Here is a 21,275-nt window from a genome sequence, read left to right as displayed (position 1 = left end):
GAATTCTGTTATTCAGTTTTGAGAGATTCTCTCAATGATCTGGTGATATTAGCGAAGTGGTCACACCTGTTCCCATCCCGAACACAGAAGTTAAGCACTTTAGCGGCGACAATATCTAGCCCTGCGCTAGTGAAGATAGCTCATTGCCGGGTAATTCGACATCCTTTATCAGGATGTCTTTTTTTATACTCGATTGGTTGACTTTGCTATACTAAAACTTGTATAATAAGTAAGCCTGTCAAAGGGTGTTTTTGTGTGGTAGAGTGACGCAACCATTCATTTGACCACAACACAGACAAATCAAACACAAGGAGGAATGTCGTGTGAGTAAAAAAGTTGCAAAAATAGCAAAATTACAATTCCCTGCTGGGGGAGCTAAACCAGGACCTGCATTAGCTGGTGTTGGTATTAACATGCCTCAGTTTACGACTGCATTTAACGATGCAACTCGTGATCGTTCAGGAGATGTTGTACCTGTAGTTATCACAGTATACGATGACAAATCATTTGACTTCGAATTGAAGACAACACCTGCTGCTATCTTATTAAAGAAAGCTGCTGGAGTCCAAAGTGGAGCCGCAACACCAAGCAAACAAGTTGTTGGAACCATTTCAGAAGCACAATTGCGTGAAATTGCTGAATATAAATTAGTAGACTTAAACGCAAATGATGTCGAAGGCGCAATGAAAATCGTTGCTGGTACCGCAAAAAATATGGGTATCAATATTGAAGGAATGGAGGACTAACATTTATTATGGCTAAATCAACAAAAAACTATAAAAAAGTCGACGGAAACATCGATCGTTCAAAAGTTTATTCAGTAGCTGAAGCGATTAAAGTATTACGCGAAAACAGTTTCGTAAAATTTGATCCAACTGTTGAAGTTTCATATAACTTGAACGTAGATCCACGTCATGCGGACCAACAAATCCGTGGTGCTATGGTCTTACCAAACGGTACAGGACGTACACAAAAAGTCTTAGTAGTTACTCAAGGTGCTAAAGAGCAAGAAGCAAAAGATGCTGGTGCAGATTTTGTTGGTGGTAAAGAAATTCTTGAAGAAGTCAAAAATGGTTGGTTTGACTTTGATATCATCGTTGCTACTCCAGACATGATGGGTGAATTAGGAAAATTAGGACGTGTCCTAGGACCTAAAGGTTTAATGCCTAACCCTAAAACTGGTACTGTTACAACTGATGTAACAAAAGCAGTCGAAGAAATCAAAAAAGGTAAAATCGAATACCGTGTTGACAAAGAATCAAACGTCAATACAATCATTGGTAAACTTTCATTTGATGATGCAGCATTGGAAGAAAACTTCCAAGCATTAAATGACATGATCGTGAAAGCACGTCCAGCAGCAGTTAAGGGAACATACATCAAGAACCTTGTTATTTCAACAACAATGGGTCGCGGTCTTAAAGTTTCAATTGACTAATTAATCAAAGCCGAGTAATCGGCTTTTCTTTTTAATTTAAAGGAGTGTACTTATGGATTTAACATTAGACGTTGGGGAAAATATTTATAATTTAAGAATTGTCGCACTTGTCATGTACCGTGGTGCATTTCTTTTTGATTTCTGCAAAACAGATCAGTACTATTTTCCAGTAGGTGGTCGTGTTAAGTTCGGAGAAACAGTTGAAGAGGCGCTTGTTCGGGAGATGCAAGAAGAATTGGGTATTACAGTGTCGGATTATCGAATGATTGGAATTGCAGAACAATTTCTCCATATTACGAAACCATGGCATGAACATTCTATTATTTTCAGCATCGATTTGGATGATGAGCTTGAACTTAATCTTGAAACTGGCATTGTACCTATCGCATCGCATGATTTTAAGAATTATCCCATTGTTCCTGCTTGGATTGAAACAGCAATTGCGAATCGCGATACGTTTAAAATGTATTATGTTGATGAAATCGATGTTCGTACAAACGGTGAGGATATTTCTGTGCAGATTTCGCCTGAACGCTCGTTTAACGCGCGTGTAAGCGCAAAAGTCAGCGAATCGAATAAGGTTCTATTTGACTTCTTAGCGCTCGACTGGGGCCATCCAGTGCCTGTGGGTGGGCGTATGCAGTGGGGCGAGACTCTTTTGGAAGCAATTCACCGCGAGATACGCGAAGAGTTGTCGACTGAAATTATGGAAGTACGATTTCTTGGAATAACAACCGATGTGTTTTATCTGAGTAAACCAGGAAACAGTCCCATGGAAACACATTTCGTTTCATTCAATTTTGAGGTTAGCGTCGATACATCAAAGATACAGTTTGCTGATGGGTGTGCTGGCGTGTGGTTAACTCCTGATGAGATTCGTGATTTACCCATGAAACTCGAAAGTTTCAAACAATTTATTGACTAAAAAAGGTGCGAAAGCACCTTTTATCGTGTGAAGACATATAATGATTGGTTTGAAAGCGATTCGTTATACACATAATCATCAAAACTGATTTTCTTAAGATCTTCAAAATTTGTAATTCGTTGTTTGATAACCTGTGATGCCATTTTTCCACGTGCAATTTTGGCATATGTTGCTTTGACTACGACTTCAGACCCAACTGTTTCCCTAAAATCAATTGAAACAAAGGGAACCGTGAGATTGTTTGTATCAATCATTTCAACATATTCTTTTGATGCAAGATTTAGAATTGGCTGAGTCATTGCATTGAGTGCCTGTGTGACAGGAACTTGCCAAAGATCGTAGAGTCTTAAAGTAGTTTTCGTAAGGAAATCCAAACGATACAATCCGATGCGTGAGTTTGGGCTAACAAGTCCATACAGCGCAGAGAGAATCAATAGATGTTTGTTGGCGTAGTCATGGTCTACTTGGGACCATTCATTTGTATTCATATTTTTAAATGTTGAACCTTGATAGCTTTGAATTGCAATGTGATGTTCTTGAAATGTTGCGAAATTATGATGCGCTGCTTGGGCGATTTTATCGGAAACACGGTAAATACGCTTGAGGTCGTCAACGTCATACGCTTGCATTTCACTTAGAATGCGTTCGGTAATCTCAGGAAAGAAGCGCTTTGCGGGTTGGTCCGAAGGCGCTTCTTTTTGCGTTTTTGTGGGTGAGAAAAGTACAAGCATTATTTTAGTAATTCGTACATTTCTTCGTGGAAACCAAGAAAAACACCGTGATCACTGATCATAACAGGTCTGCGAATCAAGCGTCCTGTAGTTGCAAGAAGATCCAGTGCTTCTTCGTCACTCATTGTTGGCAATTTATCCTTTAGGTTCATTTCGCGATACACAATGCCTGAAGTATTGAAAAAGCGTTTGATTGGATATCCGCTCTCTACAAACCATTTCTTTAATTCGGCCTTGGTAGGGTTTTGTGTCATGATGTCACGGTATTCGACATCGATATTGTTGTCCTCTAAAAACTTAATTGCGCGTTTACAAGTAGAACATTTTGGATAGTAAATAAATAGTGGTTTCATAATCAATCCTCCTATACTTTATCTTATCATATTTATCGTTCGTTTCACGATCGTTTGTGCAATCAGAAAGTCAATGATACTGTGAACAAGTCCACCAAGACCTACCATCAGAATAATGGTCATCCAATAATTTCCACTAGCATTCAGTGGATTGCTCAGGTAAAAGGGGGTAATTGCTAAAACCTCAGCAGATGCATGAATCAAGGCAATTACAAAATTGAATACAAGTAAGGGGCGCTTTGTGTGGATAATACTGGGGTGTTTGCGAATGTATTCTGACCCAACCCAAGCAAAGATAACATGCGAGAGTGCACGAGCGGCAATTTCAGGCGTTGTTGTAATGAGAAAACCCAATGCAGTACCCAGAGCAACAGAAATGGCTGTCATGGGCGAAATAAACATCGCAATAAAAACAGGGACATGAGATGCAAGAGTATAGGAAGCGGGTGGAATAATTACCTTTGGCATAAACATTGGAATTGTTATTCCTAAGGCAATCAACAATGCAGAAATCGTTAAAGAACGTGTTTTTTTCATAATATCTCCTAAGGTGTCAAGACACCCAACAAGTCTATTGTAAAGAACAAACAAAAAGGTGTCAAGACACCTTAGTTAGAATAGCGCAAATTTGCATGATCAAGTGCTTCGATAACCTTGTTATAATGGGCATCGTTATCACAGAGGATGGTATGGAGATGAATCCCATCGGTTAGCGATGAAAGCAGTGTAACATCATTATTTAAGAAATCGTCAATATCTTGAACTGAAGCAATATTCAATTGCCCTGTTATTTCTCCATAAACTGGGTGCTCCACTGTGACATCACGAATGATCACACCCAAGGAGACTAAAAGTTCCAGTTCGTTTCGTGTTTGCTCGGGTGGGTGGTTGACGGCAATAATTCGCTCGAGTTTCAAGGAATTCGAATGATTGATGATATATCCCTTCCCAGTTGCATTGATGTTGTGACCCTGGGCACGCAAAAGGGCGACATCACCGACAATGACTTGTCGGGAAACACCAAATTGACGCGCAAATTGGTTTGCACTGATTGCACTTTCTGCTAACTGTAAGGATTGTAGAATTTCAAGTCGACGTTGGTCTCCATTCATGATAATCACCTCTTTAGGTATCATACAATATATTATCATTAATTTCACCCCACTCTTACACATCATTTTATAAATCGTGGTATATTTACATGAGTAAAATAAAGTCATAAACTGTGTTTCTATCAAGATAAGAATGCGGAACATTTCTTCGCTCTCGATTGACAGTTACAGAGCAGAGTGGTAGTGTATTAGTATAAATGATACAGTTAAAAAAAGGTGGTTAATCTATGAAGGTTTTATTATATCAACGCGGAGAGAAGGCCCTCAGCAAATCGGGGATCGGACGTGCTATGAAACATCAAGTGCGTGCACTCACTGAAGCAGGGGTTCCGTTTACAACTGATGAAAAAGACTATTATGATTTAGTCCATATTAATACTGTTGATCTCGGTGCACGTTCAATGGCTGTGAAGGCGAAAAAAGAAGGTAAGAAGGTTGTTTATCATGCGCACTCAACCGAAGAGGATTTCCGTAATTCGTTCATCTTCTCAAATCAACTGTCACCATTGTTCAAGATGCATATTGTATCCAGTTATGAACTTGGAGATTATATTCTTACGCCGACTCCCTATTCAAAGAAGATCTTAGAGGGGTATGGTATTGATAAGCCAATCCAAGATATATCGAATGGGATTGATTTGGACCGTTTTCATTATGATGAATATAAAGTGCAAAAATTCCGTAAGTTCTTTAATCTTGCTGATGACCAAAAAGTAATTGTTTCAGTTGGGCTTTATTTTGAACGTAAAGGACTTCCTGATTTCATGGAAGTCGCCCGCGCATTACCGGATTATACGTTTATTTGGTTTGGACATACCCCTCTTGCAAGTGTTACTTCAAAGGTACGTGAGGCGATTAAAGAGAAACCAGATAATGTCATCTTACCGGGATATATTAAAGGGGATATTATTGAAGGCGCTTATGCATCGGCAGATGTATTCTTCTTTCCATCATATGAAGAGACCGAAGGTATCGTTGTGCTTGAGGCATTGGCATCAAAATGTCAGACAATTGTTCGCGATATTGGTGTTTACGATCCGTGGTTATCCCATGGTAAAAACTGTTACAAAGGAAATTCAATTCGTGATTTTGTATTCTTGATTCGTACATTTATCAAAGGTGAGCTGCCGTCAACTGTGGAGGGTGGCTACGCTGTGGCTGAAGAGCGCAGTATCGAAGAGATTGGAAAACAATTAAAAGATGTATATGAACGTGTACTGAAGGGAGATTACTAAGATGGAACTGACAGTATATGAAGTAGTTGAAGATTTGGGAAGTGCCCTCCTTGGGATCGATACAGATCCCAGACGCAGTGCTTTCAAAGAGATGGTCAAGCGTTTGGAATTAAGTGGAATTGATGTTAAACGCTTTAATAACCTCCACGATAAAACAAAGACGGATGCCTATTCAGTACTGCCAACTTTTGTTGTTGATGGTAAGGTTGTTGCTGAAGGAAATTACCCCTTGGCCGATGCAGTGGCTTCATGGTTCTCACTGGATTCTGATTTATTCAGTGGTATCCAACAGGGTGGAAGTCTTTTTCAAGCTGCCAACAGTGGGCGCATTAGTGCATGCTGTGGTGTGGGAACGGATGTCTACCTGGATCCCAATGACGATGAGATTAAGGAGTAAGATAATATGAAAAAAATAGTAGCACTGCTTGCAGTTTTAGTTTTACTGGTGGGCTGCACCCAAACACCTCCACAACCAGAACCGGATCCTGAACCAATCAAACCGACTTATGAATTCTTAGATTTTAAACTCAAAGGAACCGCATACCAATTACCTGTAAAATTCAGTGAATTGGCTGCAAATGGTTGGGAAGCAGAATCGGATATCGAACAAGAGATGGCACCCAATACGATAGTAAGAAATCTTTATTTGCGTAACGGCGATAATATCATTAAGGTTTCCTTCTTCAATGATGCTTCTGCACCGAAAATGATGGCTGAGACTCTCATTGGAGAAATTGCTGCGGAAAACCGTACGTTTGGCTCGGATGTTGCTGTCGATATTGTTGTTCACGATGGCATTACTTTCGCAACACCGATTGAGTCTGTCATTGAACAATTGGGCGAATATACAGAAGAAAGCAATGACGTTTTCAAAGACTATATATTCCAACACACTAAATTTGGAAAAACAACAATCAAGTATCATTTGGATGGCCAAGATGGAAACGAAAGTCGTTGGATTGAAATCTCAAACTTAAGAAGCACTCAAAACTAACCTTGTAATCGACAAGGTTTTTTTAATGTTGACAGAATTTTAAAATGAGGTAAAATAGTATTAGCACTTAAAGTCATAGACTGCTAAGGAGGACTAATATGGCACGTAAAAAACAATTTAAAGCAGAGTCACAAAGACTCTTAGATCTCATGATTAATTCAATTTATACAAATAAGGAGATTTTTCTTCGCGAACTTATTTCCAATGCAAGTGATGCGACGGATAAGTTATATTTTAATTCACTTCAAGATACTTCAGTACAACTGAATAAAGAAGATCTTAAAATTGAAATTGCGATTGATAAAGAAAATCGCACATTAACGATCAGCGATTCAGGAATCGGAATGAGCGAAAAAGAACTGGAAGACTACCTTGGAACGATTGCTAAGAGTGATTCGCATGCATTCAAATCTGCTCTTGAGAGTGGTGAAGACGATGTTGATATCATAGGTCAATTTGGAGTTGGCTTCTACTCAGCTTTCATGGTAGCTTCTGAAGTAAGTGTTACATCGCGTGTTTATGGTAGTGATGAAGCATTTAAATTCGTATCGAATGGCTTGGATGGATTCACAGTTTCTGCTGCGGAACGCGCAAGTCATGGGACAACAATTGTCTTAAAGATTAAAGAGAATGGCGAAGGCGAGAACTATGATGAGTTTCTAGAAGATTATCAAATTCGCAGCCTGATTAAACAATACTCCGACTATATCCGCTACCCAATTGTGATGGATGTAGAAGGCGAAGAAGTTACTCTTAATTCGATGATTCCCTTGTGGAAACGTTCTAAGAGTGATGTCACTGAAGAAGAATTGAATCAATTCTACCGTGAGAAATTCCACGACTACGATGATCCATTTAAAACAATTCAAATGAAAGTTGAAGGGAACCCATCCTTTGATGCATTGCTATTCATTCCAAAGCATGTCCCAATGAACTTTTACTCCCAACAATATGAACCCGGTCTGCAATTGTACAGCCGTGGGGTATTCATTATGGATCATAATAAATCCTTGATTCCAGATCACTTCCGTTTTGTTCGTGGTTTGGTTGACTCACCCGACTTATCTTTAAATATTTCCCGAGAAATATTACAACATGATCGTCAGTTGAGCCTTATCTCAAATCGTATCGAAAAGAAAATTCGTTCAGAGTTGGAATTAATGTTAAAAAACAAACGTGAAGACTATGAAACATTCTGGTCAAACTTCGGAATGCCAATCAAGTACGGTTTGTATTCGCAATATGGTAGCAATCGTGCAGAACTACAAGACTTGTTAATGTTCAAGAGTTCTCATGATGAAAAACTTACAACACTTGCAGAGTATGTAGCGCGAATGAAAGAAGACCAAACGGAAATCTTCTATGTTTCGGGTGAGAATGAAGCCAAGGTCAAAATGTTGCCACAAACAGAATTCGTATTATCAAAAGGATTTGAGGTTCTCTATCTTACGGATGAAATCGATGAGTTTGTAATCCAAATACTCCAACAATACGATGAGAAATCATTCAAGTCGATCAGCCAGGGTGACCTAGATATTGATGATGAAGCAACGAAAGAAGTTGTCGAAAAGCGGACAGAAGAAACGAAGGACCTTATTGAACAACTGAAAGTTGCCTTAAATGGAAAAGTTGACGATGTTAAACTTTCGAGTCGCCTTCTTAACCACCCTGTTGGATTGGTTAGTGAAGAAGGCATGTCATTTGAAATGGAGAAAGTACTCAATCAAATGCCGGATAATCCCAACGAATTCAAAGCAAAACGTATTCTTGAAATTAATCCCAACCATCCCCTTTTAGAAGCTCTTGAGCGTGTATACGCAAAGGATCCTGAACAATTGGATAGTTTGGCAGCAATTCTCTTTGATCAAGCAAGTCTTATTGAAGGCTTACCAATCGAAGATGCAGTTCTGTTTTCACAACGATTGGCACAATTGATGATTGATGCCGCAAAATAGTTGCGTGAGCTTGATGAAAATCAAGCTCATTTTATGTTACAATGTGACTAGAATTGAGGTTTTCTATGCGACATGTTGGCGAAAATCTTCTAAGGTTTGTACCAGATTTCACAGTTATTGACTTGGAAACAACCGGACGAAGTAATAAATTTGAGGACATCACGGAAATTAGTGCGATACGGTATCGTAACTACAAACCCACTGATTCGTATTCAACGCTTATCAAAGCAAAAAATGGAATCATTCCTTTTGTAGTGGAGTTGACGGGAATCACCGATGCCATGATTGCGGATGCGCCAAGTATCGAAAGCCAAATCGAAGCATTTGTTGATTTTATTGGGTCGGATATCATACTCGGACATAATGTAACATTTGATTACTTTTTGATTTATGATGCCTATCTGGCAAAGACGGGCATTGAAATGCACAACGACTTCATTGATACTTTACGAATTTCACGGCTAATGAATCGTGATGTTAAAAATCACAAGCTTGAAACACTATGCACTCACTTTGGAGTTGTACGTGAAGTAGGACACCGTGGGCTTGAAGATAGCCAACAGACTGCGCAAGTCTACATTGGCATGCGCCACAAATACATTAGTTTACGCGAAGAAAAACGAGCACGGGAGGGATACTATGAACGTATATGATTGGGATAAAACAATTTATGATGGTGACAGTTCCATTGATTTCTATAAGTTTAACGTAAAAAGACACAAGCGCCTCGCGAAATTATGGCCTGCACAGGTCAAGGCTGCAGCGGATTATAAACGTGGAAAAATCACCAAAACAGAAATGAAGACGCAATTCTACCGCTACTTTTCTGAAATTGATGACATCGATAATGCAGTTTTGGAGTTCTGGGCCATAAACAAGCATAAAATTAAACCATGGTATATGGAGCAAAGACGTGATGATGATCTCATTATTTCTGCATCTCCCGAATTCTTGCTTGAGCCGATTATTAAAGAATTGGGCGTGCAGCTGATTGCTTCAGATGTGGACAAACATACCGGAGTGCATCGTCAAGAGAATTGCTATGGCGTCGAAAAAGTGCGTCGTATGGAAAAACTTTATGATATGAATGCAATGGAGTACTTCTACTCTGATTCATATTCCGATGATCCACTGGCACAGTATGCACAACAAAGTTTTCTTGTAAAAGGTAATGAACTTAAAAATTGGTAGAATATGATTCTACCTTTTTAATTGCAGAAAATGAAAAATTCGAAAAAGTTGAAATTATTGAAATAAGAGAGTATACTGTAAATATCGGAGGCGATAGGTATGTTCGAATGGGTTAAAGGCAATGCACAAGTAGAAGTCGTAACATTGAATGAAAACAACATAACACTCAATCAAAACGCATCATCACATTTTCTTGATAGCCATTATGTTATGGTTGGATTTTCTTCATCAAGTATTGTTGGAATTAAACCCGTTACCAAACGGGACTTGGATTTAAATGCCTATCCTAAAGAAAACTTGCATAAGATTTCTGTGGGGAAGGGCTATGCGAAAATAAACAATAAGGCACTGTGTGATTTAATTGCAACGAAGGTTGGCGGCGCATTGACAGGTCAAAAGCTTGTCGCAACGTTTGATGCTAAGGAAAACGTTCTCACATTTGATCTCTCTGCCTTTAAAGAGAAGGGAGGGTTACTATGAGTTTGTCACAGGTATGGTTACTCGTCTGTATTGTGATGGTAGTTTTTGAATTAATTACTGTAGGTAACCTTGTTTCAATTTGGTTTGCAATCGGCGCTCTGGCTGCGTTCTTAACAGCCTACTTAACCGGAAGTTTAATCATTCAAATTATTGTCTTTGTGATTGTATCATTGGCGTCGATGGTCTTAATTAGACCTTTGGCAACCCGATTCTTGCGAGGCAATGTTGTTGCAACAAATGCTGATAGTATTGTGGGGAGACAATTTGTTTTGGCAGAACCCATTACTGAAGATAAATGGGGTCTAATTAAGGTTAATGGGGATACATGGTCAGCGACAACCGTTGATCAAATACCCATCGATTCGGGTGTAAGAGTTGAAGTAATTGCTATTGAGGGTGTGAAATTAATTGTAAGAAAGCTAGAGGAGAACTAATATGTCATTTCCAACATTTATAATTTCATTGTTTTTAGTTATCATTGCGTTATTAATTATCGGTTATTGTGTGCGAGTGATTCCACAATCAAATGCATATGTCATTGAGCGATTGGGAGCCTATTCACACACACTTGAAAAAGGAATGCACTTTATTGTTCCGTTTATTGATCGTGTCGCAAACAAAGTTTCACTAAAAGAGCGTGTTCAAGATTTCGCGCCACAACCCGTTATTACTAAAGATAACGTTACAATGCAGATTGATACCGTTATTTACTTCCAAATTACCGATCCAATGTTGTATACATACGGAATCCACAATCCGATTAATGCGATTGAGAATTTAACTGCAACAACGTTACGTAATATTATTGGTGATTTAGAATTGGACCAAACGCTAACATCACGGGATATTATCAATACAAAAATGCGTACTATCCTTGATGAAGCAACAGATCCATGGGGAATTCGTGTTCAACGTGTTGAAGTTAAAAACATCATTCCACCGCGTGATATTCAAGAAGCAATGGAGAAACAAATGCGTGCAGAACGTGAGCGTCGTGAGTCCATTCTTCGTGCTGAAGGTGAAAAACGTTCCGCAATTTTAATTGCTGAAGGTGAAAAGGAATCGGTAGTTCTTCGCGCGCAAGCACGTAAAGAGCAAATGATTACAGAAGCTGAAGGGGAAGCACAGGCAATTGAACGTATCTTTGGTGCACAAGCAAAGGGAGCGGAATTACTTGCAACAATCACAGCAGACAATGCATATTTAAAACTTAAAGGATTGGAAACGCTTGAAAAAGTGGCTGACGGTCAAGCAACAAAGATCATTGTTCCTTCAGAAATTCAAAATTTAACCTCACTCTTGAGTGCAGGTAAAGAAATCATCAGTAAAGATTAAAGCAAAAGGTAGGTTCTTCAGGAACTTACCTTTTTTTGATAGATGCCTTGAACTGTTTCATAAAGGATCGTCATAATGGTTGGAATTTGCTCTATCTGAATGCGTGTTAGCGTAATCCGAATACTGTTGTCATAGGCAGCGGGATCGTAGAATGAGTTTAAATTCGATGCAACACTTAGGTGTTGCTCTTTGAGCGTTGCAATGAGTTGAGTGACATCGATGGATGGATGCAAAATCAATGTTGAATAGTAACCCGATTGCGCAGGTATGTGTTGGACAACTTCGGTATCCCACTTTGCGCTCATTTTATTGAGAAGTTTGATTTTTGCGTGCAATTCATCAGAAAGCGCATTGGCATTGTTCGTAAGAATGTCACTCCGTATCGCCGCTTCCAGGGTTGCTTGCGAAACAAGTGAAGGCATTTGATAAGATGTGAAATACGAGAGTTCTATAGACTCCTTAAATATTGGTAAAAGAGAATCGGGAACGACTGCATACCCAATACGGATGTAGGGAAAGAGTTTGGAGTAACTTTTTAGGTAAATACAATTTTTAAATCCCGAGAAATAATACAAAGGCTCATATTTGGGAATCGCAAATGAATCGTTAAAATAGTCATCCTCAAGAATGTACACATCATATGCAATCGCAAGCTCCATGATTCTTTTTCGCTGATGATGGGAAAGGTAGGTTCCGAGAGGATTATGGTTTCGGGGAACAATGTAAAAGAACTTGATGGGCTCATCGCGGAATAATCTCTCTAGCTCATCCAAATCGATACCATCTTTATCCCGTTTAATGGTGAGAACCTCTGCATTATAGACATGCATTATTTTGTTTGCGAAAGAGAAAGTTGGGGATTCAAGAAGGACTTTGTGTTTGTGGTTTGGAAATTCAATTTGTGTAAATAATGAAATCATTTGAATGACACCTTGAGTGAGAAAAATGCTCTGTCGTTTTGTATAAATATGAAAGTCTTGAAGGTAGTCAACCAAAAGTCGGGTGAGTGAGAGAACACCTTTAATCTCTTGTTCAAGCGAACTTTTACGATAGGATTCTAGAGCCACATTTAAAACATGTTTGGCCTCCATAATTGAGAAAGCATCAACAGTAGGGTTACCCGTGCTCAAGTCATAGGTGATGTCATGATCGTGTTGGTACTGTTTCAAATCATTAGCAACATAATATCCGCTTTGTGCTTTAGCATAAATGATGTGTTCATTGCGCAAACTGTCGTAGGCTTTTAGAACGGTACCTTTACTACATTGATAGGTATCCATCATGGTGTGCAGTGAGGGAAGTTTTGATCCGGATTCATAGGTTCCTTTTCGAATTTTATCTTTAATATCAAATGCAATACGTTCATATAGATTCATAGTGTACCTCATAATAGCAGTGTATCATAACTAATACAACTGTACCAGTACAGTTGTCGTTTGGTTGCCTTGATGTCGTTTATGAAGTTCGATATAGTAGCGTTGTAAGGGCTAACAACCGGCCGGTCATAGTCAATGCGATAAGGAGAATTTCATGGGAAAAATCATGCAATGGCTTGAGGATAAGTTTCTTCCTCTTGCAGTTAAAATGAGTAACATTCGTTACTTGGTTGCTTTACGTGATGGTTTTATTGCAGTTATGCCGATTAGTATGTTCGGAGCCTTGAATGTCATGGTCAAGGAAATCTTATTAACAAACACATCGTTGTTTGGTGAGACTTTAAATAAATGGTCATTCTATGCAGAAAATATACAACCATTCTTTGATTCGGTTGCATTGCCAATCTCAAATCAAATTTGGTGGGGATCATTGGCATTGGGAATTGTATTTACTGTATTTACGATTTCTTATAAACTGGCTGAATTTGATAAACAAGATGCACTTACTGCTGGAGTATTATCTGTTGTGGCATACTTTACACTACTGCCGCAATCAGCAGGTCCTGATGCAGCGTGGGGAACAATTTCGTGGACTTCATTTAACTCAGAAGCAATATTCACAGGAATTATGGTTGCGATAGTATCGACTGAATTGTTTATGTTTATAACGAAAAAAGGTTGGATCATTAAAATGCCTGACCAAGTACCACCTGCTGTATCACGGGCCTTCAGTGCCGTTATACCTGCTGCAGTTGTCTTGTTTACATTTGGAGTCTTCTCATATTTAACACTTAACGTCATGGGAACAACTCTTAAAGATATCATTAACACAGCGATTCAAATACCACTCACAAGTTTGGGGCAATCGCCATTAACAATGATCTTCTTGACACTTGTTGCACAGGTATTGTGGTTCTTTGGATTACATGGGAGTTTAATTATTGGTCCGATTCTTGATACAATGTACTCAGCATCACTTTCACAAAATGCGGAAGCAGTCTTAGTACATGGGATTCAAGCACCAAATGCTATTACCCGTAGTATTATTGACCTCTATGGAATGGCTGGTGGATCGGGTGCAACATTAGCATTAATTATTGCAATATTTATGGTTTCAAAGCGTGCAGAATACCGTAGTTTGGCAAAACTTTCATTAATGCCAGGTATTTTCCAAATTAATGAACCGATCATTTATGGACTTCCAATCGTCTTGAATCCAATCATGGCAATACCATTCATCCTTGTTCCGCCAGTAATGGTGGCAATTGGGTGGTTCTTTACAGAAGTAATTCCCTTCGCTGGTCGCGTCTATATCGCACCACCATGGGTTGTTCCGCCTGTATTGAACACATTCCTTGCGACGGGTGGTAGTTTGTCAGCGACATTCTTATCCCTTGTAACCTTGGGGTTATCGGTAGCCTTCTACCTCCCATTTGTTATGTTAGCGAATAAGATGGATTAAGTGACGTCCGCAGGTTGCTGCGGACATCTGTCTAGGAGAGATACAATGAAAAGATATTTAGGAATTGACGTGGGCGGAAGCTCAATTAAGTATGGCGTTTTCAATGAAGCAGGTGTTGAGTATCCTGGTGAGAATGGTCACACACCAACGATCAAAGACAGTTTGGAATCCGTGTTATCGACACTCGTTGCAATTATCAATGAGTTTGATAATTTGGATGGTGTTGGGTTAAGCATTCCTGGCGGTGTTAACAGTGAGACAAACACAATCATAGAAGGTGGTGCAATTCCCCCTATTGGTGGTGTTAAAATTGGTGAACTGTTGAAAGAGCGCACAGGTGTGGATGTTGTGATCGAAAACGATGCAAACTGTGTTGCATTAGCAGAAAAGTGGATTGGCAATGGTGTCAATGCGCGTAACTTGGTTTGTGTCACAATTGGAAGTGGTATTGGTGGGGGCATCATTATTGACCACAAATTGTACACAGGAAGTAACTTCTTTGCGGGTGAATTTGGATACATGATTCATCGTGAGTTTGCGGAGTATAGTGATATCGAAATTATGAGTGCCAACAGTGCGTCAATTCCAATGATTAAAGCCGTTGCGGCTGCAAAAAATGTTCCTTATGAAACATTGGATGGAAAAAAAGTATTTGCCATGTTGGCAGATAATGATCCGGTTGTTCAAGGAATATATGATCGCTGGATTCGCGCTTTATCAACGGGAATCCTAAATATTGGTTTTGCCCTTGATCCCGATACCATCCTAATTGGTGGCGGGGTCAGTGCAGTACCGCGTATCATCGAAGATGTCCGTCGTGAAGTTGCGGCGATGAATAAGTATTCAAAACATTGGCACATTGATGTTTGCAAGCAGTTTAACGATGCTGGAAAGATTGGTGCTGCATACAACTGCATGATGAAAGATTAGTGGTGAAAAAGTGAAGAAACTAAAAATTGTTACAATTGGTGGCGGAAGTAGTTATACACCAGAACTTGTTGAAGGATTTATAAACCGTCACAAAGATCTACCAGTGTCTGAGTTGTGGTTGGTTGATGTTGAATCCGGCCGTGAAAAGCTTGAGATTGTTGGAAATCTTGCGAAAAGGATGGTTGATGAAGCGGGTATCGACATGCAAATTCACTTGAGTTTGGATCGCCGAGCTGCATTGTTAGACGCAGATTTTGTTACAACACAAATGCGTGTTGGTCAGCTCAAAGCGCGAATTTTGGACGAGCGGATTCCGATTTCTCACGGTATGATTGGACAAGAAACAAATGGTGCAGGTGGGATGTTCAAAGCATTCCGAACGATTCCAGTTATCTTAGATATTGTAAAGGACATGGAGGAGTTGTGTCCGGAGGCATGGTTGATTAACTTTACCAATCCGGCCGGCATGGTGACTGAGGCTGTCTTACGTTACACAAACTTTGAACGGGTTATTGGGTTGTGTAACGTTCCCTTTGATATGAAACACAGTTTTGCAAGTATCTTAGATGTAGCACCTGAAGAAATTACAATGGAATTAAGTGGTGTCAACCACCATGTATTCGTGACGGATGTTTTTCATAAAGGAAAAACGGTAATGAGTACAATCCTTGATAAGTATGTATCGGATAGTGAAGAAACGTTGGCGATGAAAAACTTCGATGCCCTTTCTTACTCGCCAGACTTCTTGAGAGGATTAGGAGCGATTCCGTGCCCGTATCACAACTATTACTACTTCACACAAGAACAACTTGCGAAGAACCTCAAAGAGTTTGAAGCGGGTACAGTTCGTGGTGAAGTTGTTGCGAAACTGGAAGCAGAATTATTCGAATTATATAAAGACCAAGACCTTAAGGTTAAACCAAAACAACTGGAACAACGCGGTGGTGCACATTATTCAGATGCTGCGTGCAGTTTGATTGATTCAATTTACAACGATCGTAAAGACATTCAGTATGTTAACGTTCGCAATAATGGTGCGGTTTCAAATCTACCGCTGAACAGCGCAGTTGAAATTGCTTGTGTGATTACCGGTAATGGACCACAACCGATTACGGTTGGTCCACTGAATCCGAAAATCAATGGAACAATACAAACCATCAAGTCATTTGAACAGATGACCATTGAAGCGGCTGTTACGGGCAATGTTGATTTAGCGATTACAGCATTGAGCTCAAATCCTTTATGCCCCAGCGATCGCTTGGCAGGTATCGTTGTTCGCGAACTCTTAGAAGCACATCGCGATTACCTTCCACAATTTAAACGTTAAACAGCCTTTGGGCTGTTTTTTCTTTAGGGAACGTCCTGCAGTGAGCACAGTTAATGAGGGGTGATAACATGGAATGCCATCGATGCTTGGAGACAGATACGACGATGTTTTATCGGGGTCATTGCCGTCGGTGTATTGCCCTTCCCTTTCAAGAGACAAGGTCTGGATTCGTTTACAAACAAGATGCTGCTGCATTCCCGGTTACACTGACACCCCATCAACAACACGTCAGCGATGCGCTTTGTAAAGCTGTAATCTATGGGTCAGTTTTTGTGGATGCAGTGTGTGGTGCAGGGAAAACAGAAGTATGCTTAGAACTCATTTTGGATTACTTAGCTAAAGGATTGAAGGTTGGGTGGACTGTACCACGACGCGAGGTTGTTTTAGAACTGCAAGCGCGCTTACAAAATTATTTTCCTGCGATAAAAGTCGTGCCAGTTTGCCAGGGGTTTACGACTGACTTGGCTGGGGATTTGATTGTCTGCACCACACATCAGCTTTACCGATACTATGATACGTTTGATTTGTTAATTGTGGATGAACCCGATGCTTTTCCGTATGTAGGTAATGTGGTGTTAGAAAATCTTGTAAAGACAGCATGCCGGGGGATCCACGTATTCCTTTCTGCGACGTATTCTATGGATGATGTTCAAACAATCCAACTGCCATTGCGCCCCAGCAATACCTTACTACCAGTGCCCAATGTGATGTGTGCACATTTAATAGGGTGGCGATTGTGGTGGGATGTATGGAAGGTTCGTAAGGAATGCGTCCTAGTTTTTGTGCCAACACAGGCTTTGGCACGCAAGATTTCTCAGCTATGGAGGGTTCCGTATATGACATCAGAATGCGAAGAGAAACAGAGTATCTTAAAAGCATTCCGTGACAAAAAGGGAATTCTTGTCACCACGACCGTATTGGAAAGGGGTGTTACATTCTTAGATTGTTTTGTGTTTGTGTATAGAGCCGATCACAGAGTCTTTACAGAGGCATCGCTTGTTCAAATTGCCGGACGTGCGATGCGCGGGATGCACCCCACGAAAGGAACGGTGAATTTCTATTGCCAAGAAAAGACAGACGCAATTACAAAGTGTTGCGAAAGAATAAAAAAAGCGAACTACGATGCGCAGGTTGTTTTGAATCTTTGAACAATAACCGTGGGCTCTTTGAGTTCTTTGTTGGAAATCGTTACCTCTGCGTCGAATGCACGCCACACATGAATCCTCGCATTCTTAAAGTTGATCGTTATCGTGTGGTGTCACTTTACCGCTATGAATCGCAAATACGACACCTGTTATTGCGTTATAAAGAAGGGAAAGATCAGTATCTTTCGCGCGTGTTCTTAGCCGAAGAATCGTTCATTTTACCGTTGTTACTTCGGAATTGGGTGGTTGTTTGTGCTCCATCTCGTCAAGAATCTATGGTTTCACGCGGTTTTCATCATTTGGAAAAAATGATGGACGATCTTAAAATACCTGTTGTTTCTGTGTTTGAGAATGTCGCAAAATACGATCAGTCACAGTCGGAGGATCGTAGTCAAATATCTGAATACATCGCATTGAAAGATGCGGTCGCAATCACGGATAAGAAAGTCGTAATCTTTGATGATATCCTTACTTCGGGGAATACAATGAAGACATGTTTGGACTTAGTACGCCCTAAGGCGCGCCGTGTCATTGGATTTTCGCTATCATATTCAACCCATTACTCTTGCGTTAAGTAAGCGATTTCACTTGCCTTTTAAGTGGCTTTCGAGTATAATCTTACATGTCAGAAGCGGAAAGGTATAAGGTTAGGAAATGCAAGGTAAAATTAAAAAGTTCAATAAGAACAAAGGGTTTGGTTTCATTACAATGGAGGATGATACAGATGTGTTCTTTCACTATTCTCATCTTGTAATGGAGGGGTTTAAGACGATTGATGAAGGTGCTGAGGTTGAGTTTGAACTGATGGACACTGAACGTGGCTTACAAGCCCACAACATTGTACGTATCTAAGCAAAAAAGTTGGCAAAGCCGACTTTTTTAATGATTTAATATCAATGTTGATTATGATACAATATGAAAGAATGGAGGCTTGAATTTTATGGCTGGATTTTTGAAGAATTTATTTAGCGGTGATCGCAAAATATTAAAAGAAGTAGAAGCAACAGCTCATCAAATTGATGCACTTAAAGATGATATTCGTGCACTGAGCGATGAGAGTTTAAAAGCAAAGACTAACGAATTTAAAAAACGTATTGCAGATGGGGAAACATTGGATGATTTACTTGTTGAGGCATATGCCGTTGCACGTGAAGCAGCATACCGTGTTATTGGTGAATTTCCATATGTTGTTCAATTAATGGGTGGTATTATCTTACATCGTGGTGATATTGCAGAGATGCGTACGGGTGAAGGTAAAACATTAACCGCAATTCTTCCTGCGTACTTAAATGCGTTGGATGATAAAGGTGTTCACGTTATTACAGTTAACGAATACCTTGCGCAACGTGATGCCGATTGGATGGGTGAAATTCATCGATTCCTTGGACTCACAGTTGGTACAAACTTACGTCAACTCACAGCATCACAAAAACGTGATGTTTATAACTGTGACATTACCTATACAACAAATGCTGAAGTAGGGTTTGATTATTTACGTGACAACATGGTCACACGTGTTGAAGATCGTGTTTTACGTCCGCTTAATTTTGCGCTTATTGATGAGGTTGACTCGATTCTCATTGATGAATCCCGTACACCGTTAATTATTTCTGGTGGTGAGCGCAATGGTGCGAAACTTTATGAACAAGCAGATCGCTTTGCAAAGAAACTACACGAAGGTGCTGACTTTGTCATTGATGTAAAATCAAAATCTGTACAGCTTACAGAAGAAGGGGTTGCTAAAGGCGAACGCTCATTTAAAGTTAATAACCTTTATGACCTTGAGAACACTGCTTTATTGCACCATATTAACAATGCCTTAAAAGCAAATTACATTATGTTGAAAGATATTGAGTATGTTGTTCAAGATGATCAAGTTGTGATTGTCGACCAATTTACGGGACGTCTTATGGAAGGCCGTGAATACTCGGATGGATTGCACCAAGCATTAAGTGCAAAAGAGAATGTTACCATCAAACAAGAGAGTGTCACACTTGCTACCATTACATACCAAAACTTCTTCCGTCTTTACAACAAACTTTCAGGGATGACAGGTACAGCGAAAACTGAAGAAGAAGAATTCCTAGAAATTTACAACATGCGTGTTTTAGAGATTCCAACAAATCGTCCAATTGCACGTATTGATTATGATGATCAAATTTATGGAACAACCAAAGCAAAATTTGAGGCATTAATTGAAATGGTCCGTGAACTGCATGAAACAGGACAACCTGTTCTTGTGGGTACTGTTGCTGTTGAAACATCCGAATACCTCAGTATGATGATGACACAACGCAAAATTCGTCACGAAATTTTAAATGCAAAGAACCATGCACGTGAAGCACAAATCATTGAAAAAGCAGGACACAAAGGTTCCGTTACCATTGCTACCAACATGGCGGGTCGTGGTACCGATATTAAACTTGATGAGGAATCACGCGCATTGGGTGGACTTGCAGTTCTTGGTAGTGAACGCCATGAATCACGTCGTATTGATAATCAATTGCGTGGTCGTTCTGGGCGTCAAGGAGATCCTGGATTCTCACGTTTCTTTGTTTCTTTCCAAGATGATTTAATGCTCCGTTATGGTAGTGAACGTATGGAAAGTGTTACCTCACGTTTGGGTGATGAAAAAATCGAAGCAAAACTTCTAACAAAACAAATTAGTAGTGCTCAAGAACGCGTTGAGGGTACTAACTTTGATGTTCGTAAATCATTACTAGATTATGATGATGTTATGCGTCAACAACGCGAAATCATGTATGAACAACGCAATCACATTTTAGACAATGACGATGTTCACGGTATTATTCGCCAAATGTTTGAACGTGTTGTTTCGGATACAATTGCTTCATACCGCGATATGGAATCAAAAAATCAAACAGTTGATGTTATTGGGCTCACTGAAGCGCTTGAAAAACTTGGTCTTGTAAGTGATGTTGTTACTGCAGGATCATTAGAAGGAAAATCTGTTGAGGAAATGCAATCATTGATTGTTGATGATGCATGGGGTCGTTACGAGGCAAAAATTGCTGAAGTAAAAGACCAATTTGCACGTGTTGAAAAAGACATGGCACTTCGCATGATTGACCGTTCATGGATTGATCAAATTGATGCAATGAGCAAGTTACGCGAAGGAATTCATTTGCGCTCTTATGCACAAGAAAAACCATTACAAGCATATGTTACCGAAGGGTTCCAAATGTTTGATGAAATGCTCGGACAAATCGCTCAGGATATTGTAATGTTCTGTGTGAACGTAAAGATTGAATACAGACAAGGGTGA

Annotated in this window: 24 protein-coding genes and 1 rRNA gene; 20 read left to right on the top strand and 5 right to left on the bottom strand. The window is 39.8% G+C overall.

The features are described from left to right. Positions 1-38 precede the first annotated feature (38 nt). The 4 genes from rrf (at position 39) to G7062_RS00780 (ending at position 2,363) form a co-directional block, all read left to right on the top strand. Positions 39-152, top strand: a 5S ribosomal RNA gene (gene rrf, locus G7062_RS00795). A 171-nt stretch (positions 153-323) separates the two neighbouring features. Beyond that, a complete protein-coding gene (gene rplK, locus G7062_RS00790; RefSeq protein ID WP_166064024.1) occupies positions 324-746 on the top strand; it encodes a 50S ribosomal protein L11 in 423 nt (140 codons plus the stop codon). An 8-nt stretch (positions 747-754) separates the two neighbouring features. After that, positions 755-1,438, top strand: a complete 684-nt coding sequence (gene rplA, locus G7062_RS00785; protein ID WP_166064023.1) for a 50S ribosomal protein L1 — start codon at positions 755-757, stop codon at positions 1,436-1,438. A 52-nt stretch (positions 1,439-1,490) separates the two neighbouring features. Further along, on the top strand, positions 1,491-2,363 hold the full coding sequence (locus tag G7062_RS00780) for an NUDIX domain-containing protein (protein ID WP_166064022.1): 873 nt from the start codon (positions 1,491-1,493) through the stop codon (positions 2,361-2,363). Between the two features lie 20 nt (positions 2,364-2,383). Here the strand turns inward: G7062_RS00780 and G7062_RS00775 are convergent, their stop codons facing one another. From G7062_RS00775 to G7062_RS00760, 4 genes are all read right to left on the bottom strand, one after another. Further along, on the bottom strand, positions 2,384-3,094 hold the full coding sequence (locus tag G7062_RS00775) for a YaaA family protein (protein WP_166064021.1): 711 nt from the start codon (positions 3,092-3,094) through the stop codon (positions 2,384-2,386). After that, positions 3,094-3,447 (bottom strand): arsenate reductase family protein, encoded by a 354-nt coding sequence (locus G7062_RS00770; RefSeq protein WP_166064020.1) that lies wholly within the window; start codon positions 3,445-3,447, stop codon positions 3,094-3,096. The genes G7062_RS00775 and G7062_RS00770 overlap by 1 nt, the downstream gene beginning before the upstream one ends. Positions 3,448-3,465: 18 nt before the next feature. After that, positions 3,466-3,984 (bottom strand): hypothetical protein, encoded by a 519-nt coding sequence (locus tag G7062_RS00765; protein WP_166064019.1) that lies wholly within the window; start codon positions 3,982-3,984, stop codon positions 3,466-3,468. Positions 3,985-4,055: 71 nt separating this feature from the next. Then, the gene (locus G7062_RS00760) at positions 4,056-4,559 is read right to left on the bottom strand and encodes a transcription repressor NadR (protein WP_166064018.1); all 504 of its coding nucleotides are present in this window, start codon (positions 4,557-4,559) and stop codon (positions 4,056-4,058) included. 227 nt (positions 4,560-4,786) lie between these two features. On the opposite strand from G7062_RS00760, the gene G7062_RS00755 reads away from it, so the two are divergent. From G7062_RS00755 to G7062_RS00715, 9 genes are all read left to right on the top strand, one after another. Further along, the gene (locus G7062_RS00755) at positions 4,787-5,794 is read left to right on the top strand and encodes a glycosyltransferase family 4 protein (protein ID WP_166064017.1); all 1,008 of its coding nucleotides are present in this window, start codon (positions 4,787-4,789) and stop codon (positions 5,792-5,794) included. A 1-nt stretch (position 5,795) separates the two neighbouring features. Beyond that, the gene (locus G7062_RS00750; protein ID WP_166064016.1) at positions 5,796-6,191 is read left to right on the top strand and encodes an arsenic metallochaperone ArsD family protein; all 396 of its coding nucleotides are present in this window, start codon (positions 5,796-5,798) and stop codon (positions 6,189-6,191) included. A 6-nt stretch (positions 6,192-6,197) separates the two neighbouring features. Continuing rightward, positions 6,198-6,788, top strand: coding sequence for a hypothetical protein (locus G7062_RS00745; protein WP_166064015.1), 591 nt, complete (start codon positions 6,198-6,200; stop codon positions 6,786-6,788). Between the two features lie 98 nt (positions 6,789-6,886). Further along, a complete protein-coding gene (gene htpG, locus G7062_RS00740) occupies positions 6,887-8,743 on the top strand; it encodes a molecular chaperone HtpG (protein ID WP_166064014.1) in 1,857 nt (618 codons plus the stop codon). A gap of 65 nt (positions 8,744-8,808) precedes the next feature. After that, complete coding sequence (locus G7062_RS00735; RefSeq protein WP_166064013.1) at positions 8,809-9,396, top strand: PolC-type DNA polymerase III; 588 nt, start codon at positions 8,809-8,811, stop codon at positions 9,394-9,396. After that, positions 9,383-9,934: an HAD-IB family phosphatase gene (locus G7062_RS00730; protein WP_166064012.1), complete on the top strand. Its 552-nt coding sequence runs from the start codon at positions 9,383-9,385 to the stop codon at positions 9,932-9,934. The genes G7062_RS00735 and G7062_RS00730 overlap by 14 nt, the downstream gene beginning before the upstream one ends. Before the next feature lie 99 nt (positions 9,935-10,033). Continuing rightward, on the top strand, positions 10,034-10,414 hold the full coding sequence (locus G7062_RS00725) for a hypothetical protein (protein ID WP_166064011.1): 381 nt from the start codon (positions 10,034-10,036) through the stop codon (positions 10,412-10,414). Next, complete coding sequence (locus G7062_RS00720) at positions 10,411-10,848, top strand: NfeD family protein (RefSeq protein WP_166064010.1); 438 nt, start codon at positions 10,411-10,413, stop codon at positions 10,846-10,848. Before G7062_RS00725 ends, G7062_RS00720 begins: the two co-directional genes overlap by 4 nt. Position 10,849: 1 nt before the next feature. Next, positions 10,850-11,749: an SPFH domain-containing protein gene (locus tag G7062_RS00715; protein WP_166064009.1), complete on the top strand. Its 900-nt coding sequence runs from the start codon at positions 10,850-10,852 to the stop codon at positions 11,747-11,749. Positions 11,750-11,766: 17 nt separating this feature from the next. Here the strand turns inward: G7062_RS00715 and G7062_RS00710 are convergent, their stop codons facing one another. Then, positions 11,767-13,125, bottom strand: coding sequence for a PLP-dependent aminotransferase family protein (locus G7062_RS00710; RefSeq protein ID WP_166064008.1), 1,359 nt, complete (start codon positions 13,123-13,125; stop codon positions 11,767-11,769). A 154-nt stretch (positions 13,126-13,279) separates the two neighbouring features. On the opposite strand from G7062_RS00710, the gene G7062_RS00705 reads away from it, so the two are divergent. The 7 genes from G7062_RS00705 to secA all read left to right on the top strand — a co-directional run bounded on the left by G7062_RS00705 (position 13,280) and on the right by secA (position 21,275). Continuing rightward, a complete protein-coding gene (locus tag G7062_RS00705) occupies positions 13,280-14,587 on the top strand; it encodes a PTS sugar transporter subunit IIC (RefSeq protein WP_166064007.1) in 1,308 nt (435 codons plus the stop codon). A 45-nt stretch (positions 14,588-14,632) separates the two neighbouring features. After that, positions 14,633-15,517 (top strand): ROK family protein, encoded by an 885-nt coding sequence (locus G7062_RS00700; protein ID WP_166064006.1) that lies wholly within the window; start codon positions 14,633-14,635, stop codon positions 15,515-15,517. Positions 15,518-15,527: 10 nt separating this feature from the next. Next, a complete protein-coding gene (locus tag G7062_RS00695) occupies positions 15,528-16,844 on the top strand; it encodes a 6-phospho-beta-glucosidase (protein WP_166064005.1) in 1,317 nt (438 codons plus the stop codon). 53 nt (positions 16,845-16,897) lie between these two features. Next, positions 16,898-17,992: a helicase-related protein gene (locus G7062_RS00690; protein WP_166064004.1), complete on the top strand. Its 1,095-nt coding sequence runs from the start codon at positions 16,898-16,900 to the stop codon at positions 17,990-17,992. Continuing rightward, positions 17,989-18,567 (top strand): ComF family protein, encoded by a 579-nt coding sequence (locus G7062_RS00685; protein ID WP_166064003.1) that lies wholly within the window; start codon positions 17,989-17,991, stop codon positions 18,565-18,567. Before G7062_RS00690 ends, G7062_RS00685 begins: the two co-directional genes overlap by 4 nt. Before the next feature lie 76 nt (positions 18,568-18,643). Then, positions 18,644-18,841: a cold-shock protein gene (locus G7062_RS00680; protein WP_166064002.1), complete on the top strand. Its 198-nt coding sequence runs from the start codon at positions 18,644-18,646 to the stop codon at positions 18,839-18,841. Positions 18,842-18,929: 88 nt separating this feature from the next. Beyond that, positions 18,930-21,275, top strand: a complete 2,346-nt coding sequence (gene secA, locus G7062_RS00675) for a preprotein translocase subunit SecA (protein ID WP_166064001.1) — start codon at positions 18,930-18,932, stop codon at positions 21,273-21,275.

The sequence above is a fragment of the Erysipelothrix sp. HDW6C genome, assembly GCF_011299615.1.
In the GTDB taxonomy this organism is placed as follows: Bacteria; Bacillota_I; Bacilli_A; order Erysipelotrichales; family Erysipelotrichaceae; genus Erysipelothrix.
The sequence above is the reverse complement of the archived record's forward strand: the minus strand, read 5'-3'. Positions and strand labels throughout refer to the sequence as shown.